Source organism: Rhodococcus qingshengii JCM 15477, from assembly GCF_023221595.1.
Lineage (GTDB): Bacteria > Actinomycetota > Actinomycetes > Mycobacteriales > Mycobacteriaceae > Rhodococcus_F > Rhodococcus_F qingshengii.
The window spans coordinates 1,696,947-1,711,979 of sequence record NZ_CP096563.1 but is presented as its reverse complement, the minus strand read 5'-3'; the positions used below and the strand labels follow the sequence as shown (position 1 = coordinate 1,711,979).

16 protein-coding genes are annotated in these 15,033 nt (G+C 62.3%); 7 read left to right on the top strand and 9 right to left on the bottom strand.

Going from position 1 to position 15,033, the window contains the following annotated elements; genetic code table 11:
* The first annotated feature begins 3 nt into the window (after nucleotides 1–3).
* The 3 genes from M0639_RS07925 to M0639_RS07915 all read left to right on the top strand — a co-directional run bounded on the left by M0639_RS07925 (nucleotide 4) and on the right by M0639_RS07915 (nucleotide 1,874).
* Nucleotides 4–501, top strand: coding sequence for a DUF2505 domain-containing protein (locus M0639_RS07925; protein ID WP_003942023.1), 498 nt, complete (start codon nucleotides 4–6; stop codon nucleotides 499–501).
* Between the two features lie 76 nt (nucleotides 502–577).
* Nucleotides 578–1,078: a DUF2505 domain-containing protein gene (locus tag M0639_RS07920; protein ID WP_007735352.1), complete on the top strand. Its 501-nt coding sequence runs from the start codon at nucleotides 578–580 to the stop codon at nucleotides 1,076–1,078.
* 7 nt (nucleotides 1,079–1,085) lie between these two features.
* Complete coding sequence (locus M0639_RS07915; protein ID WP_007735354.1) at nucleotides 1,086–1,874, top strand: hypothetical protein; 789 nt, start codon at nucleotides 1,086–1,088, stop codon at nucleotides 1,872–1,874.
* 70 nt (nucleotides 1,875–1,944) lie between these two features.
* Here the strand turns inward: M0639_RS07915 and M0639_RS07910 are convergent, their stop codons facing one another.
* The 3 genes from M0639_RS07910 to M0639_RS07900 form a co-directional block, all read right to left on the bottom strand.
* The gene (locus M0639_RS07910; RefSeq protein WP_064074207.1) at nucleotides 1,945–3,978 is read right to left on the bottom strand and encodes an Ig-like domain-containing protein; all 2,034 of its coding nucleotides are present in this window, start codon (nucleotides 3,976–3,978) and stop codon (nucleotides 1,945–1,947) included.
* Between the two features lie 81 nt (nucleotides 3,979–4,059).
* Nucleotides 4,060–5,490 carry an Ig-like domain-containing protein gene (locus tag M0639_RS07905; protein ID WP_064074208.1) on the bottom strand — a complete coding sequence of 477 codons (1,431 nt, stop codon included), beginning with the start codon at nucleotides 5,488–5,490 and terminating at the stop codon, nucleotides 4,060–4,062.
* Between the two features lie 310 nt (nucleotides 5,491–5,800).
* Complete coding sequence (locus M0639_RS07900) at nucleotides 5,801–6,379, bottom strand: type IV toxin-antitoxin system AbiEi family antitoxin domain-containing protein (RefSeq protein WP_003941523.1); 579 nt, start codon at nucleotides 6,377–6,379, stop codon at nucleotides 5,801–5,803.
* Between the two features lie 127 nt (nucleotides 6,380–6,506).
* Between M0639_RS07900 and M0639_RS07895 the strand changes: the two genes are divergently transcribed.
* Nucleotides 6,507–7,277 (top strand): LmeA family phospholipid-binding protein, encoded by a 771-nt coding sequence (locus M0639_RS07895; RefSeq protein WP_058227464.1) that lies wholly within the window; start codon nucleotides 6,507–6,509, stop codon nucleotides 7,275–7,277.
* Here M0639_RS07895 and deoC read toward each other — a convergent pair.
* Complete coding sequence (gene deoC, locus M0639_RS07890) at nucleotides 7,274–7,939, bottom strand: deoxyribose-phosphate aldolase (RefSeq protein ID WP_047268935.1); 666 nt, start codon at nucleotides 7,937–7,939, stop codon at nucleotides 7,274–7,276. The genes M0639_RS07895 and deoC overlap by 4 nt on opposite strands.
* 64 nt (nucleotides 7,940–8,003) lie before the next feature.
* Here deoC and purU point away from each other — a divergent pair, with 64 nt between their 5' ends.
* Nucleotides 8,004–8,891, top strand: a complete 888-nt coding sequence (gene purU / locus M0639_RS07885) for a formyltetrahydrofolate deformylase (protein WP_003941509.1) — start codon at nucleotides 8,004–8,006, stop codon at nucleotides 8,889–8,891.
* A 12-nt stretch (nucleotides 8,892–8,903) separates the two neighbouring features.
* Here purU and M0639_RS07880 read toward each other — a convergent pair whose 3' ends face one another.
* From M0639_RS07880 to M0639_RS07860, 5 genes are all read right to left on the bottom strand, one after another.
* Nucleotides 8,904–9,935 (bottom strand): alpha/beta fold hydrolase, encoded by a 1,032-nt coding sequence (locus M0639_RS07880; RefSeq protein WP_021333908.1) that lies wholly within the window; start codon nucleotides 9,933–9,935, stop codon nucleotides 8,904–8,906.
* A gap of 168 nt (nucleotides 9,936–10,103) precedes the next feature.
* On the bottom strand, nucleotides 10,104–10,400 hold the full coding sequence (locus M0639_RS07875) for a DUF2516 family protein (protein ID WP_003941505.1): 297 nt from the start codon (nucleotides 10,398–10,400) through the stop codon (nucleotides 10,104–10,106).
* A 95-nt stretch (nucleotides 10,401–10,495) separates the two neighbouring features.
* Nucleotides 10,496–11,323 (bottom strand): heparin-binding hemagglutinin, encoded by an 828-nt coding sequence (locus tag M0639_RS07870; RefSeq protein WP_003941552.1) that lies wholly within the window; start codon nucleotides 11,321–11,323, stop codon nucleotides 10,496–10,498.
* Complete coding sequence (locus M0639_RS07865) at nucleotides 11,316–11,822, bottom strand: helix-turn-helix domain-containing protein (protein WP_003941483.1); 507 nt, start codon at nucleotides 11,820–11,822, stop codon at nucleotides 11,316–11,318. Before M0639_RS07865 ends, M0639_RS07870 begins: the two co-directional genes overlap by 8 nt.
* A 103-nt stretch (nucleotides 11,823–11,925) precedes the next feature.
* The gene (locus M0639_RS07860) at nucleotides 11,926–13,206 is read right to left on the bottom strand and encodes a DUF445 domain-containing protein (protein ID WP_020968906.1); all 1,281 of its coding nucleotides are present in this window, start codon (nucleotides 13,204–13,206) and stop codon (nucleotides 11,926–11,928) included.
* Nucleotides 13,207–13,376: 170 nt separating this feature from the next.
* Here M0639_RS07860 and M0639_RS07855 point away from each other — a divergent pair, with 170 nt between their 5' ends.
* Nucleotides 13,377–14,111 (top strand): TetR/AcrR family transcriptional regulator, encoded by a 735-nt coding sequence (locus M0639_RS07855; RefSeq protein ID WP_003941527.1) that lies wholly within the window; start codon nucleotides 13,377–13,379, stop codon nucleotides 14,109–14,111.
* 57 nt (nucleotides 14,112–14,168) lie between these two features.
* Complete coding sequence (locus tag M0639_RS07850; protein WP_064074209.1) at nucleotides 14,169–15,023, top strand: polyphosphate kinase 2 family protein; 855 nt, start codon at nucleotides 14,169–14,171, stop codon at nucleotides 15,021–15,023.
* The last annotated feature ends 10 nt before the right edge of the window (nucleotides 15,024–15,033 follow it).

The window sequence follows — 15,033 nt, the reverse complement described above, 5'->3', positions numbered from 1 at the left end:
ATCGTGAGCCGTCGCATCGAGCATTCGTCGAAGTACACAGTCCCCGCCGAGAAGGTCCATGAGGCGGTGACCTCCGAGCAGTACTGGCGCGACCGAATCGTCGCTGTCGGTGGTCCCGGCGCAACGATCGAAGAGCTGACCGTTCGCGACGAAACCGTCGCGGTCACGATGTCGCAGATCATTGCCGCAGAGCATCTCCCCAGCATGGTGTCGAAAGTCGTCAACGGCGACATCGTCATCAAGCGCAGTGAAACGATGGCGCCTTTCAAGGACGGCAAGGCCACCGGCACCTTCTCCGCCCACGTCGACGGCGTTCCCGCCCGTGTCGAGGGCACGCAGGTGCTGACAGGTGACGAGAACTCCGCCACTCTCGAGATCGACGGTGAGGTCGAGGTCAAGATCCCGTTCCTCGGCGGAAAGATCGAAAGTGCGATTGTCGACGAGGTTGTCCGGCTCATCCAGGCCGAACAGGACTTCACCCGGGAGTGGATCGCGAAGTAAAACCCTGCGGGCGGCGGCAGTTGTGGATACAGCCGATTTGGCTTGTCACAGCGTGTAACCGGTATTCTTTTCGATCATGGCTCGCCGCATCGACTACTCCGCCCGCTATCAGCACTCCCCCGAGCAGGTCTATGCGGCGCTGGCGGACCGCTCGTACTGGGAGGCCCGTGTCGAGGAGATGCGCAAGCATTCCGAGAACCATGTGGAACATTTCGAGGTCACCGATTCCGGAATCGATCTCGTGCTCCACCACATTCTTCCGCGCACGGATTTGCCTGACATCGCTCAGACAGTGATGAAGAAGGATCTTGTCATCACTCGTAAGGAGTCGTACGGCGCCTTCGGTGACACCGTGACCGGAACGTACGAAGCGTCCATCCCGGCCGGGCCGGGGAGTTTGTCCGGCACCATGGAGTTGTTCGCGACCGATACCGGGTCCACGCTGCGAACCACGTCCGAGGCCAAGGTCTTCATACCGTTCATCGGCGCGAAGTTGGAGCAACTGATGCTCATCAACCTCGTAGATCTGTTCCGCACCGAAGCCCAGGTCACCGCGACCTGGCTCGCCGCACGCTGAACCCGGCGTGAAGAAAGCTCCACCCCCGAAGATCGAGGGGGTCATCACCCGTGGCACGACGGGAATCAACAGACTGCGACGTAGTGACCGGTGGATCGTGCACAACCGCACTATCGCGCACGCCCTGAACAACGCGACCGATCCGTTGATCGTCGACCTCGGGTACGGGGCGAGGCCGGACACCACCTTCGAGATGGCAAGCCGCCTCACCGCTGTCCGGCGGGATCGACGCGTCATCGGGCTCGAGATCGACCCCGCCCGCGTGGTCGAGAGTCGTGACGGTGTCAGCTTCGCCCGTGGTGGATTCGAACTTGCCGGTCTCACACCCGTCTTCGTACGCGCCTTCAACGTGCTCCGGCAGTATCCGGAGGAGGCTGTGGACTCTGCGTGGGCACACATTCAGTCCGGTCTCGCGCCGGGCGGGCTGCTACTCGACGGAACCTGCGACGAACTCGGGAGACGTTGCGCCTGGGTGCTTCTCGACGCTGATCGTCCATTGACCCTGACACTGGCCTGGGATCCCTTCGACATCGAGCGCCCTTCCGACATCGCGGAACGTCTCCCGAAGGCTCTCATCCACCGCAACGTTCCCGGTGAGCCGATCCACGCGTTGCTCAGCGCGGCCGATCGAGCCTGGGCCACCGCCGCGCCGCACGCCTCGTTCGGACCTCGCCATCGTTGGGCTGCCGCATTGGAAATACTTCGGGCGCAAGGAATTCCCGTGCAACCCGCGCGGCGACGTCTTCGTGACTGCATCCTGACCGTGCCCTGGCACGTCGTAGCGCCGAATCCCTGAACTCACAGACGGGAAACGCCCCGCCGCGGAGGTGTTCTCCGCAGCGAGGCGTCCGTGTGCAGGCGTCGGGCTAGGACCCGAAGATGTTTTCCAGGCTTCCCAGTGAACCGGTCGAACTGCCGCCGTTGCCCGGATCGCCGCCGTCGGACGCTGCCGTCACCTTGACGGTGACTGCGGCCTGGGTCTCGGAACCGAGATAGCCGTCAGTTCCACTGAACACCGCGGTGATTCGGCGATCTCCGAGTTCAGTGAAGGTGTGCGAGAGCGTGGCCTTACCGTTCACCACCGCAACTGGTCCACCGATCGGGGTGGTTCCGTCCATGAACTGAACCGTTCCTGCGCTGAGCGTAGGTACCACTGCCGCAACAAGATCGACCTTCGCGCCCTTGACCGCTGACGCCGGAGCGCTCACGGTGATGGACGTTTCCTGATCCTCCGCGGCCGGAGCCGTGACCGAAACCGACTGAGCAGCCGAGGTAGAGGTGAGGAATCCCGCGGCACCCGAGTACACGGCCGTGATGTCATGCGTGCCGACGCTCGCGAACTCGTGCATGATCGACGCCTTGCCCTCGACGACCGGCACCGGCGAGCCGAGATTGCCCGAGCCGTCCTTGAACTGCACTGTGCCGCCCACCGGCGTCGGCGTGACGGTTACCGACAGACCAACTGCCGTACCGGTTTTTGCATCCGCCGGAACGGTCAAGACCGTCTGGGTCTGCTGGTCGGTGGGAGCCGGCGCCTTGACGTTCACGGTCTGGGCGTTCGATGTCGAACCCAAGTAGTTACCCGAACCCGAGAACACTGCGGTGATGCTGTACTCACCCGCCACGTTGAAGGTCGGCGTGGTTGTTGCCTTACCTGAGGCATCCACGGGAACCGGGGATCCCAGATCCCTGCCACCTTCCTTGAACTGCACGGTTCCGCCTGCAGCACCGGTCGAGACGGAGGCAGTGAACGACAAGGCCTCCCCTGTCGAACCTGTCGACGGGCCGACGAGGGTAGTCGTTGTGTTCTCCTCGACCACCACCGGAGCGACTGTCAGCGCATGTGGCGCCGATGTCGAAGTCTGGTAGACACCGGAACCGGAGTACACCGCCACGATCGAATGCGCTCCGACTGCATAGGAATTCGTCAGCGAAGCCTTGCCGTTGGCATCGACGGGAACGGCGCCGCCGAGGTCGGTTGCACCGTCCTTGAACTGCACCGTGCCACCCGCCGGAGTGGGCGACACCGTAGCCTCGACGGTCACGGAATCACCTGCAACTGCACTTGCGGGACCGGTGATCGCGGTTGCAGTGCTCTTGTCCGCTTCGGACACTACGACGTCGACAGCTGACGACGTGGAAGACGCCACCTTTGCATTACCGAGATACTTGGCCGTCACGCTGTGGGTTCGGACGTCAGCCGGTGTCCAGGCAAGCGTTGCAACACCATTGGCGAGCGCGCCCGCACCGATCTTGGTGGCACCGTCGAAGAACTCCACCGAATCACCGTCGGCACCACCGGTCACCGTCGCGCTCAACGTCACCGGCTGTCCCAACTTCACGCCACTGGTCGGTGACAGCGTCGTCGTCGAGATGTTCTTCTGAACGTTGATCGACGGACCACGACCATTCGTCGTGTCGTCAACGAACACCGTCCCGTCGAAATGCACCGTCGTCGACAAATCAGTACCACGAGCACAATCCGCACCGACGCGATACTGGAATTCGAACGTCTTGACGTCACCACCCCACATCGGCCATTCCGTAGCACCCGCACTCAAACGAACAGAATCAGTAGCCACCTCGTTGACACGGAACGCACTACCGTTCACCGTCGCCGAACCATCGACATACGTCATACACGCCGGATGAAAATCGCGCACCGCATACAGATTGTGAACCGCGGCAGTTCGCTTGAACACCGTCTTCGACGTGATCACATCACCCTCGGACGGCGTCCCGTTACTGATCGTCCGAGTCACCTTGTACCCGTCGGAATTGAACTCCGCCGTCACCGGAGCCGCACCAGCAACCCCGACACCCGCAACCACCGCGAAACCCGCAGCAACAGCAAACACACTCAAACCTGCAACTGCACGGCGTGCAGAACCTACAGACATAGCTTTTCCTTCTCGAGAAGTGAGCGAAATGGGTGATGCCCCACCGCCGAACGCGGGCGGGGCATCACCAGGTGTCGGCGGCTAGGAGCCGAAGATGTTGCCGAGGCTGCCGAGCGAACCGGTGCCGTTGCCTGGTTCTTCACCGTCGACGGGTGCGGCGATCTGGACGGAGACCTGATCGGACGATGCCGTCACCGTGCCGGCGCCCGAGTACTCCGCCGCGACAACTCGCTGCCCTTGAGTTGCGGGCTTCCACGAAAGGCTGGCCTTTCCGGATGAATCGACCGTGGCCGTGCCGATGACGGTCTCGCCGTCCTTGAAGGTGACTGTGCCACCCGCATTGGCGGGGCTGATTTGAGCGGAGATCGTCTGGGCAACGCCGACCTGGCCCGCCACTACGCTGAGATCTGTTGTGGAGCTTGTTGTTCCGGCGGGCTGTTCGGCGACTGTCACATTCGCGGTGGTACTCGACCCAGTGACGCCGGATCTGCCGGAGAACACAGCCTCGACGGTCTGCGCACCGGCAACCGTCGGAACCCAGGCGTAGGTCGCTTCACCGTTGCCTGCCACCGGCACCGAAGCGAGCACCGTTCCGCCGACCTTGAACGTGACCGTTCCACCGGTGCCCGACGCGGACACAGTCGCTTTGAGATTGGTCGACTTGCCGACCTGCGCGCCCGAGATCGGCGCCAGCGTCGTACTGGACTGAGCATCGGCCTGCGAAACGTTCACGATCAGCGCTGCCGAAGCGGAACCGACGGCACGCGCCGTGTCGGCGAACTTCGCTGTGATCGAGTGGTCTCCACGGGTGGTCGGTGTCCAGGCAAGTGTTGCAACACCATTGGCGAGCGCGCCCGCACCGATCTTGGAACCGGCGTCGAAGAACTCCACCGAATCACCGTCGGCACCACCGGTCACCGTCGCGCTCAGCGTCACCGGCTGCCCCACCTGAGCGCCACTGACCGGTGACACGGCGGTCGTCGACACGTTCTTCTGAACGTTGATCGACGGACCACGACCATTTGTCGTGTCGTCAACGAACACCGTCCCGTCGAAATGCACCGTCGTCGACAAATCAGTACCACGAGCACAATCCGCACCGACGCGATACTGGAATTCGAACGTCTTGACGTCACCACCCCACATCGGCCACTCCGTAACACCCGCACTCAAACGAACAGAATCAGTAGCCACCTCGTTGACACGGAACGCACTACCGTTCACCGTCGCCGAACCATCGACATACGTCATACACGCCGGATGAAAATCGCGCACCGCATACAGATTGTGAACCCCAGCAGTTCGCTTGAACACCGTCTTCGACGTGATCACATCACCCTCGGACGGCGTCCCGTTACTGATCGTCCGAGTCACCTTGTACCCGTCGGAATTGAACTCCGCCGTCACCGGAGCCGCACCAGCAACCCCGACACCCGCAACCACCGCGAAACCCGCAGCAACAGCAAAAACACTCAACCCACCGACAACACGACGAACACCACTCACGGACATCCAGATCCCTCTCGACAACGGGGCAGACAGGCGTCCAGGACAAGCGTCCGTCTGCTTTCGATGCCGTGACGTTATCCCATTGACTGTAAAGTAACTACGCTTTTCGCAGATTTAGTTCATCGGCGACATCGCCGAACTGCAGTAACAGTGGGCTGAACGTCCCGAACCGCACATCTGGATGCGTTCTTACCTGCGCTAAAGACAAAACAGTCGCCCGAAAATAGCGATTTACAAATCTCTGATATCGGCGTCATATTCGATTTCGGGCGTGATGCCAGAAGGTCGCAGGAGCCTCGAAGATCTCTCTCGGCTACAGGCTTGCGGCCAGAGCCAACTCGACCCGAACAGCAACGTCGACGCTCGCGTTCTCACACGAGAGATACAACTCGTGCGCGTCCAGTCGGCCTATCGCGACCGCATCGGCGACTACTTCGTTGAGCAGAACTTGAGAGATTCCACCGGAAGCGAGGTCGTGCACGGTGCGCAAAGGCGTGGTGATGCGGATGGGCCCGATCTGTTCACACTCGTCGTCCGCGAGCGGCAGTCGGTGCAGTGCTACCTGGCGGGTCGGCGCCGCGAGAGGGTGCGCAACGGAGAGGTGGATGAAGCGAGGTTGCAGGTGCCCGAGGCCATGCAGATCTGCGGCACTGTAGTGCGAGACGGTGGCGCTACCGGCGAACCACGTGCACCACTTCGCGAACTCGTCCAAGGCGGTATGTCTGACGCGTTCGAGGCGAAAAAGCCCGCGGCACTCACATGTCCATGTTCCGGATTCCGTCATTTCTTCCATCAACGCCAGACCGAAACCCAGTTCGGATGCCTGGAGAGCCGTGACAAATCCGCACTGTCGCAGCGCCAGCAGCTCGAGTGATTCGTAGTCCGAAGCCATGACCACCTCCGGTGACCGTCGAAAACGCCGTTTCGAACAGACTACGGGCGAGTGTGTCGCGCATCACAGGAATGAGGAAGTGCGTATTCACAGAGTTCGTTCAGACTCGTCGGGAAGAATCTGGCGAATGACTGTCGCAGCGAACAATCCTCGTCCGCGCAACCGAGTGCTCATCATCCTTCTCGTGGTGATCGCCGTACTCGTCGCGGCGCTCGTCGGTGGAGAACTGTACGTACGCAACCAGGTGAAGACCTGCATGGCCGATCAGTTCCAGAGCGAACTGGGATCCCAGGTCGACGTCGGGTTGAGCTGGAAGCCCGTACTCCTGCAGGCAGTCGACAAGAAGGTGCCGTACATCAGCATCGACAGTGACGACTCTTCGTTCGGCCCCGCAACGGGAATGCAGGTTCACGCGAAGGTGAACGACATCAACTTGCAGCCCTCGGCGGGCAACAGCGGCACCGTCGGCAGCTCCAGCGCCGACGTCACCTGGTCTACCGCAGGCATTCTCGCCACCTTGCAGGAACAGACCTTCGGCGGGCTCGTCTCCGGCGTCACCGCCGACTCGAGCGCCGGAACACTCGCGTTCGACGTCGGTCCGGTCGGGCTCGCGAAGCTCACGGTCAAGCCCACCGTCACCAACGGTGTGGTCGACGTCCAGACCGTCGGCGCCGAGATTCTCGGATTGGGTCTGCCGACCGATCTGGTCGACGGCATCGTCCAGACACTCACCGACAGCCTGCAGACCTACCCGCTGGACATGAAGCCCACGAAGCTGACCGTCACCGACGACGCTATCCAGATCTCGTTGGAGGGCGGCGCTTACGCCATGCCCGTCGCCGACGCGAACAACCAGAACACCTCGGCGGTTCCGGACAGCTGCGGCCTGCTGACCTAGTCGGCCAGACCGTCCAATACTGCTCGACTTCCGGATAGTCCGAGGCGGGTGGCGCCGGCCGCGATCATGTCGAGCGCTGCCTGCGTCGTACGTATTCCGCCACTGGCCTTGACTCCCACGCCCGGGCCAACCGTCTGCGCCATCAGTGCGACGGCCTCGACCGTCGCTCCACCCGCGGGGTGGAAGCCGGTGGAGGTCTTGACGAAGTTCGCCCCGGCACGCACAGCTGCGCGGCAACATTCGACGATGGCCTCGTCGGACAGCGCTGCGGTTTCGAGGATCACTTTGAGGATCGCACTCTCCCCCATCGCCTCGCGGACGGTGAGGATATCGGCCAACACCGCGCTGTAGTCGCCGGCGACCGCCGCTCCTACGTCGATGACCATGTCGATCTCGGCTGCGCCTTGATCGACGGCCAGTCGCGCTTCAGCACCCTTGACCAGCGAATGATGCTTCCCCGACGGGAATCCGACGACGGCCGCCGTCACAAGTCCCTCGGCGCGAATCGGCAACATCGACGGCGAGACACAGACAGCCAGCACACCGAGGCTGCGTGCTTCGTCGATCAGGGCGGTCACATCGGCCGCGGTGGCTTCGGGTTTGAGGAGAGTGTGGTCCACCATCGCGGCAACCTGGGAACGAGTGAGTGCAGCTTCAGACATGTTGGAAAGCTTGGCACACCACCACGCGACCGTCGCTGCAGCCGCACCTGAGAGACTAGGCCGCATGACCGCTGCACCATCGATCGATGATCGTCGCTATGTTCTGTCCCTCGGCTGCCCCGACACCACGGGCATCGTCGCACGCATCTCGACCTTTCTCACCGACGTCGGTGGATGGATCGTGGAGGCCGCATACCACGCCGATGCCGACACCGGATGGTTCTTCACGCGTCAGGCGGTCCGTGCATCGTCGGTGAGCATGAGCATCGACGAGCTTCGTGAACGGTTCAAAGCTGTTGCGGCCGAGATCGGTCCGGAAACCGAGTGGACTCTTCACGACTCCGGCGCACCCAAGAAGATCGTGTTGCTCGTGAGCAAGGAAGGTCACTGCTTGCATGACCTCCTTGGCCGCGCCGCGGGCGGGGAACTCCCCGCAGAAATCAGCGCCGTCATCGGAAACCACGAAGATCTGCGCAGTGTCACCGAGCGCCACGGGATCGACTTCCACCATGTTCCGTTCGCCAAGGACCCGGCAGAACGGGGACCGTCCTTCGAGAAGGTCCGCGCCCTGGTCGACGCTCACAATCCCGACGCCGTGGTGCTTGCCCGATTCATGCAGGTGCTGCCCGAATCACTGTGCGAGCACTGGGCCGGGCGCGCGATCAACATCCACCACAGCTTCTTGCCGTCGTTCATCGGTGCCCGCCCCTATCACCAGGCGTTCGCCCGCGGCGTGAAGTTGATCGGCGCCACCTGCCACTACGTGACCGCCGAACTCGATGCCGGTCCGATCATCGAGCAGGACGTGATCCGTGTGGACCACGCCGACGATGTCGCCGACATGGTCCGTCAGGGTCGAGACATCGAAAAGCTCGTACTCTCCCGCGGACTGCGCTGGCACCTCGAGGATCGTGTGCTGGTCCACGGGCGCAAGACGGTCGTCTTCAGCTAGAGCTGCGTTGCGCTAGAGATTGCGCAGTCGCACGATTTCCTTGTCGAACTCGTCGATGTTCTCGATCGACGACATGTGACCGACGCCCGGCAACACGATCAACCGTTCGAGGTTGCCGGCGTCGTCGAGGACCTGCGCAAGCTTGCGCGCATGGACCGGCGGAGTGAGCCGATCGAGCGAACCGACGAGCACGGTGGTCGGCACTTCGAGATTGTCGAGTCCCTCGTGAATGTCGAGGGTGCTCAGCGCTGCTCCCCAACCTCCACGGATGCGGGGCTTGCACTCACGAACGATGTTCTCGCAGAACTGAATCTCGGCCTTGGTCGCGTTCGGTGACATCGAGACGTACTGGATCGCCTTCGTCATGGCGCCCGAGGAGACGAACGGAACGGGCGAACTGAGGATGGCGCGGCCCACGGGGACCGGCACGCGAGGGAAACGATTAGGCAGTGGGATGACCGTGGTCTCGGCGATCAACCTTTCGCTCGCGGTGCTCGCGAGCATGACCGCCGACGCGTACTTCTTGACCTCGTCGGGGTGACGACCCGCCCAGGCGATGATACTCATCCCGCCCATGCTGTGACCGACGATGACGGCCTTCTTGTCCTCGCGAACCGTGGCCGCCAGCACTGCAGAGAGATCGTCGGCAAGGACGTCCGGGCCGAGCGGAAGATTGCCGACGGTGCTGCGGCCGTGACCGCGCTGATCGTAGGTGATGACGCGATATTCGCCGGCAAGCGCATTGACCTGCGGGTACCAGAATTCGGTGGAGCACGTCCAGCCGTGACTGAGAACGATCGGATCGCCGTCGACGGGACCGTAAGCCCGGACATTGATGATCGCACCGTCGTCGGTGGTCAGTTCGCTGATGTCAGCTTTGAGCGTCGGAGTCTTCAGGAGTGCATTGGGCTCGACGTCGCTCGACAGAGTCAACCCTCGCGTGGATCGCCGATGACGGATCCCAGCGACGGCCGCGACGAGTGCTCCCACTCCGACGGCGCCTGCCAGTACTCGAAGCTCTGTGGTGCGCGAACGACTGGACATGCATTTACCCCTGACTGCTGCTGACGACAGACGGATGCAATCTATGTGTGACTGCCGTTAACCGACACTATCACTCGAACAACGCCCGTTGTCAGCGTTGGCGAGAAGAGTGGGGCAGCACACCATGAGCCGGGAACCACGGCTCGGAATGAGCGGGAGTGCGGCAAACTACCAGCGAGAACCGCCGTGCTGAATGTCGTCCACCCGCGGGCGAACGTCGACGAGATACACGCACACTGCAACGACCGCGATGATGCCCAGGAGCCCGACAGGGGACGTCGCCAAGAGGATCAACGCCGCGACGATCAGAATTCCCAGCCAGATCGGCTTGGTCAATTTGTTGACCGCGGTGAAAGCGTCAGGACGCTGCCTGACGGCATGAACGATCGCGTAGACAGCACCCACCAACGCGAGCACTTTGAGTGCGAGAAAGATCAGACCGACTAGCCCATCGACTTGAGTCACAACTACATCCTAAGTTCTCATCCGGTTCCCGACGAACACGAAGGCTCCCACACTCGGCTGAGTGAGGGAGCCTTCGTCAGGCGGAGCTGGGCAAATCAGGCCTTCTTGGCCGGAGCAGCCTTCTTGGCCGGAGCCGGTGCGGTGGCCTTGGCCGGAGCAGCCTTGGCGGGTGCAGCCTTGGCCGGAGCGGCCTTCTTCGCGGCGGTGGTCGCGCGCTCCTGGACGTCGGAAGCAGCAGCGGTCACGCGAGCGGCAGCTTCCTTGGAAGCCTCGTCAGCCTGGTCACCGAGGTCGAGGACCTTCAGTGCAGCCTCGTCGCCTGCGTCGGCGATCTTCTCACCGGCGTCAGAGATCTTCTCGCCGACCTCTTCTGCGGTGTCGGAGATGCGTCCGGCAGCGCGGCCGGCCAGCTTGGCAGCCTGCTCGCCCACGGCGCGCGTCTGACGAGCAACGGTTCCGAGTGCGTCTTCGGTCAGCTCGACGGCGTCGCCGAGTGCCGACTCTGCAGCAGCGATGCCTTCTTCGACTGCGGGCTGCTTGCGGATGCGCTCGACTGCGTCTTCGCCACGTTCTGCGAGGGAGTTGTACAGATCTCCGGCAACCTTGAGGTATGCCTCGGCGACCTTGCGGAGTTCCTCGGGTGAGAACTTCTCGCGCAGCTCGGCAAGCTCTTCGGGCAGCTCGGACGGCAGGCCGGCGAGACGCTCGCGCAGCGCATCGACGCTCTCGGCAACGTCACCCTGGACGGAAGCGAGCTTCTCGCGAGCACCGTCGACACGGCCGTTGACATCGCCCTGGGTGTTCTCGGCGCGCTCACGAACCTGAGCAACTACATCGGCCACGGCCTGGACAACCAGGTCGCCTGCGCCGACGGCGGCGTAGAGCGAGGTCTTGACGCTGTCGATGGCGTTCTTGTCAGTCATCTTGTTCTCCTAGTGAAGTCTCGGTGTCTGGAATTGCGGCCGATTCAGCGAAATCGGGCGCTGCGGCTGGTCTTGACGACTCGTTCTCGCGACAGAACGAGTCGTAGATTTCGAGCAGTACTTGCTTCTGCCGTTCGTTGATGGCCGTCTCGGCCAACACCGCGTCCCTGATGGGACTGTGCGGGCGTTGCTCGAGATATCCCGCTTGGACGTACAGCACTTCTGATGAGACTCGAAGGCCCTTGGCGATTTGCGCCAGTACGTCCGCCGACGGTTTGCGCAATCCGCGTTCGATCTGACTCAGATACGGATTGCTGACGCCGGCGAGTTGAGCGAGTTGGCGCATCGAAACTTGGGCGGCTTCCCGCTGTGCACGAATGAACCCCCCGATGTCGTGTGCCGCAGAGCTGACGACGCGAGCTGCCAAGTCGCTTGCTCCGGCTGCGGCACCGGATGATTCACGATCTCCGTCATCGGAGTTCGTCGACTTCGCTGGCATTGCGTCCTCCCTTTCCAGTGGACATTTCCCAGGATAGGAGAGGGTGCTAACTATTGCAAGCACTACTGCTAGCACTCGTGGTGGACGTCACATACCGGACAGCTCAGCCGAAGATGAGCGTCGAAATCGTGTAGATCAGCAGTCCGGCGATCGAGCCCACAACGGTGCCGTTGATACGGATGAACTGAAGATCTCGACCGACCTGCAACTCGATCTTCTGGCTCGCTTCGTCGGCGTCCCACCGCTCGACGGTGTCACTGATGACTCCAGTGATCTCGTCGGTGTAGTTCTCCGCGATGTACTTGGTGCCCTGCACCAGCCAGCCGTCGACCTTCTCACGCATGGACTCGTCGTCACGCAGCCTGACTCCGAAGCCGGCGACGTTCTCGGCGACCTTGGTCCGCAGGGTGCTGTTCGGATCGTCGACGGACTCCATGATGAGCCGCTTGGCAACCTGCCATGTCGACGACGCCAGACCCGTCACTTCCTCGCGACCCATGATCTCGGCCTTGATCCCCTCGGCCTTCTTGATGGTCTCCGGGTCGTTCTGCAGATCATCGGCGAAGTCGATCAGGAAGCGGTTGGCGGCGAGGCGTACCTCGTGTTCGGGGTTGGAACGGACCTTCCAGGTGAACTCGACTAGTTCCTTGTAGATCTTCTCCCCCAGCATGGCGTCGACGAACTTCGGCGACCACGCGGGCGAATCGCGAACGATCACACGATCGATCGTCTCCTGGCTGCCGAGAGCCCACTGATGTGCCCGCTCGGCAAGCAATTCGATGATCGGCAGTTGCTTGTTGTCCTTGAGAAGTTCACCGAGCACTCGGCCGATCGGCGGTCCCCACATGGGCTCGGCCAGACGCTTCACGATCGTGTTGTCGATGATCTGGGCGATGTCCTCGTCGCGAAGAACCTCGACCATGCCGCGCAAGACCGTCGACGTCTCGGCGGCGACGCGAGCGGCGTTGGCAGGTTCGGCCATCCACGTTCCGAGCCGCAGCGGAATCTGCGCCTGCTGCACCTTGGCCGACACAACCTCGGGAGCCAGGAAGTTTTGACCGACGAATGAGCTCAGGCTGGCTCCGAGCTGGTCTTTCTTACGCTTGATGATGGCAGTGTGCGGGATGGGAAGGCCCATCGGATGACGGAAGAGCGCGGTGACGGCAAACCAGTCGGCAAGCGCGCCGACCATGCCCGCCTCGGACGCGGCCCGGACGTACCCGACCCACTCTCCGGCGCCGCGGGATTCCTGCCACCGGCAGAAGATGTAGACCACCGTCGCGAAGCCCAGAAGGCCAGTAGCGAAGACCTTCATCTTGCGAAGGTCCCGACGCTTGGCGGCGTCGTCGAAGGCGGAGAGGCTCAGTTGCTGCACCCTCGCCATTGTGCCGAAAGGTGTGACGCGGCGTAGCGCGAGCGACACGAAGTCCGATTCTGCAGGACCTAATCCCCCGAACTGCGGATGTGAGTGCCCGAGATAAAGGCGCGGACATTAAGCTGGACCGGAAAGTAGACCGATCGGACGTGGCTCGCACCACAGATATGAGATGACTCGTGGCCAAGAATGCCGTGCAGGACAACGAGCAGGTAGACGGCCCAGTCGTTGCTGATGCGAAGCCCGAGAAATCCGACGGTCGGAAGCGTCGTTGGCGTGAGCACAAGATCGCTCGCCGCGAGGAACTCGTCGACGGCACCATCGCCGCCATCCGCGCGCGCGGCCGTGAGATCGGCATGGACGAGATCGCGTCCGAGATCGGTGTCTCCAAGACCGTGCTCTACCGATACTTCGCCGACAAGAGCGACCTCACGACCGCCACGATGATGCGGTACGTCGAGACCATCCTGTCGCCGCGTATCTACGAAGCGATCAGTGGCGATCTCGACGATTTCGAACTCACCCAGGCGAGCATCACCGCATACGTCGAGACGGTGGCATCCGACCCCGACATCTACCTCTACGTCATGGCCAACGGCGCCGGCGCCAACCGCGACGTCGTTGCCGATTCCGAGCGCATGATCGCCGAATTGCTCTCCACGGTGTTGGGCAATCGTCTTCGCGAGATGGAGATGGATTCCGGCGGTTCGCTGCCGTGGGCGTTCGGGATCGTCGGCGGAATTCAGCTCGCGACGCACTGGTGGATCTCCAACAAGTCGATGTCCGCGGAATCGCTGATCGACTACCTCACGATGATGACGTGGGGCGGCATCACCGGCATAGCGGCGGTCAACGGATCACCGGCCAAGTTCAAGTCGGTTCCGCATCCCCTCGTCAAGCCTGCCGAGGACTGACTCGCCCGAGACCGAACTTTCGAGCCGCCGGGCGCGATCCTGTGGCACTCTTTCGGCATGGCACAAGACTCGCTGTGGGAAACACCGGCCGCCAAGACCCTGCGGGCGGAGCCCGGGTTCGAACTCGATCAACTCGATCGCAACAGCACTCCGGGATTCACCGGAAACAAAGCTGACGGCGAACGTCTGCTCGAGGAGCGCGGCGCGGTTCTGTCCGACCTGCAGGAGTTGCTGTACGCCAACGGCCGGTCAGGGGACAGTCGTTCAGTCCTGCTGGTTCTGCAAGGAATGGACACCGCAGGCAAGGGCGGCATGGTCCGACACGTGATCGGTCACGTGGATCCTTCGGGAGTTCAGCACGCGGCCTTCGGCGTCCCGACCGAAGAGGAAAAGCAACATCACTACCTTTGGCGGATCAAGAAGGAACTCCCCCGCGGCGGCTATCTCGGTGTGTTCGATCGCTCCCACTACGAGGACGTCCTGGTAGTGCGCGTCCACGATCTTGTCCCGGAGGATGTCTGGAGCAAGCGCTACGACGAGATCAACCAGTTCGAAAAGGAACTCGTCGACGCCGGAACCACTATCGTGAAAGTCGCGATGTTCGTCTCGCTCGACGAGCAGAAGAAGCGACTCGAAGAACGTCTCGACCGCCCGGACAAGTATTGGAAGTACAACCCCGGCGACGTGACCGAACGCGGTTTGTGGCCTGCATATCAACAGGCGTATCAGGCAATGCTCGACAAGACGTCGACCGAGCACGCGCCGTGGTACGTCGTGCCGTGTGATCGGAAGTGGTACAGCCGCATTGCGGTCACGGAGCTACTGATCGACGCTCTGGAAAAGCTCGATCTCGACTGGCCCCTTGCCGACTTCGACATCGAGGCGGAGAAGGCACGACTCGCACAGTCTTGATCAGAAGCAG

Excerpts from the sequence above, each read along its gene's own strand:
- M0639_RS07910 (WP_064074207.1), bottom strand. The coding sequence starts at position 3,978 with ATGTCTGTAGGTTCTGCACGCCGTGCAGTTGCAGGTTTGAGTGTGTTT.
- M0639_RS07905 (WP_064074208.1), bottom strand. The coding sequence starts at position 5,490 with ATGTCCGTGAGTGGTGTTCGTCGTGTTGTCGGTGGGTTGAGTGTTTTT.
- purU (WP_003941509.1), top strand. The coding sequence starts at position 8,004 with ATGACCGCTGCACCATCGATCGATGATCGTCGCTATGTTCTGTCCCTC.
- M0639_RS07920 (WP_007735352.1), top strand. The coding sequence starts at position 578 with ATGGCTCGCCGCATCGACTACTCCGCCCGCTATCAGCACTCCCCCGAG.
- M0639_RS07860 (WP_020968906.1), bottom strand. The coding sequence starts at position 13,206 with ATGGCGAGGGTGCAGCAACTGAGCCTCTCCGCCTTCGACGACGCCGCC.
- M0639_RS07900 (WP_003941523.1), bottom strand. The coding sequence starts at position 6,379 with ATGGCTTCGGACTACGAATCACTCGAGCTGCTGGCGCTGCGACAGTGC.
- M0639_RS07865 (WP_003941483.1), bottom strand. The coding sequence starts at position 11,822 with ATGCCAGCGAAGTCGACGAACTCCGATGACGGAGATCGTGAATCATCC.
- M0639_RS07895 (WP_058227464.1), top strand. The coding sequence starts at position 6,507 with ATGACTGTCGCAGCGAACAATCCTCGTCCGCGCAACCGAGTGCTCATC.
- deoC (WP_047268935.1), bottom strand. The coding sequence starts at position 7,939 with ATGTCTGAAGCTGCACTCACTCGTTCCCAGGTTGCCGCGATGGTGGAC.
- M0639_RS07870 (WP_003941552.1), bottom strand. The coding sequence starts at position 11,323 with ATGACTGACAAGAACGCCATCGACAGCGTCAAGACCTCGCTCTACGCC.
- M0639_RS07880 (WP_021333908.1), bottom strand. The coding sequence starts at position 9,935 with ATGTCCAGTCGTTCGCGCACCACAGAGCTTCGAGTACTGGCAGGCGCC.
- M0639_RS07850 (WP_064074209.1), top strand. The coding sequence starts at position 14,169 with ATGGCACAAGACTCGCTGTGGGAAACACCGGCCGCCAAGACCCTGCGG.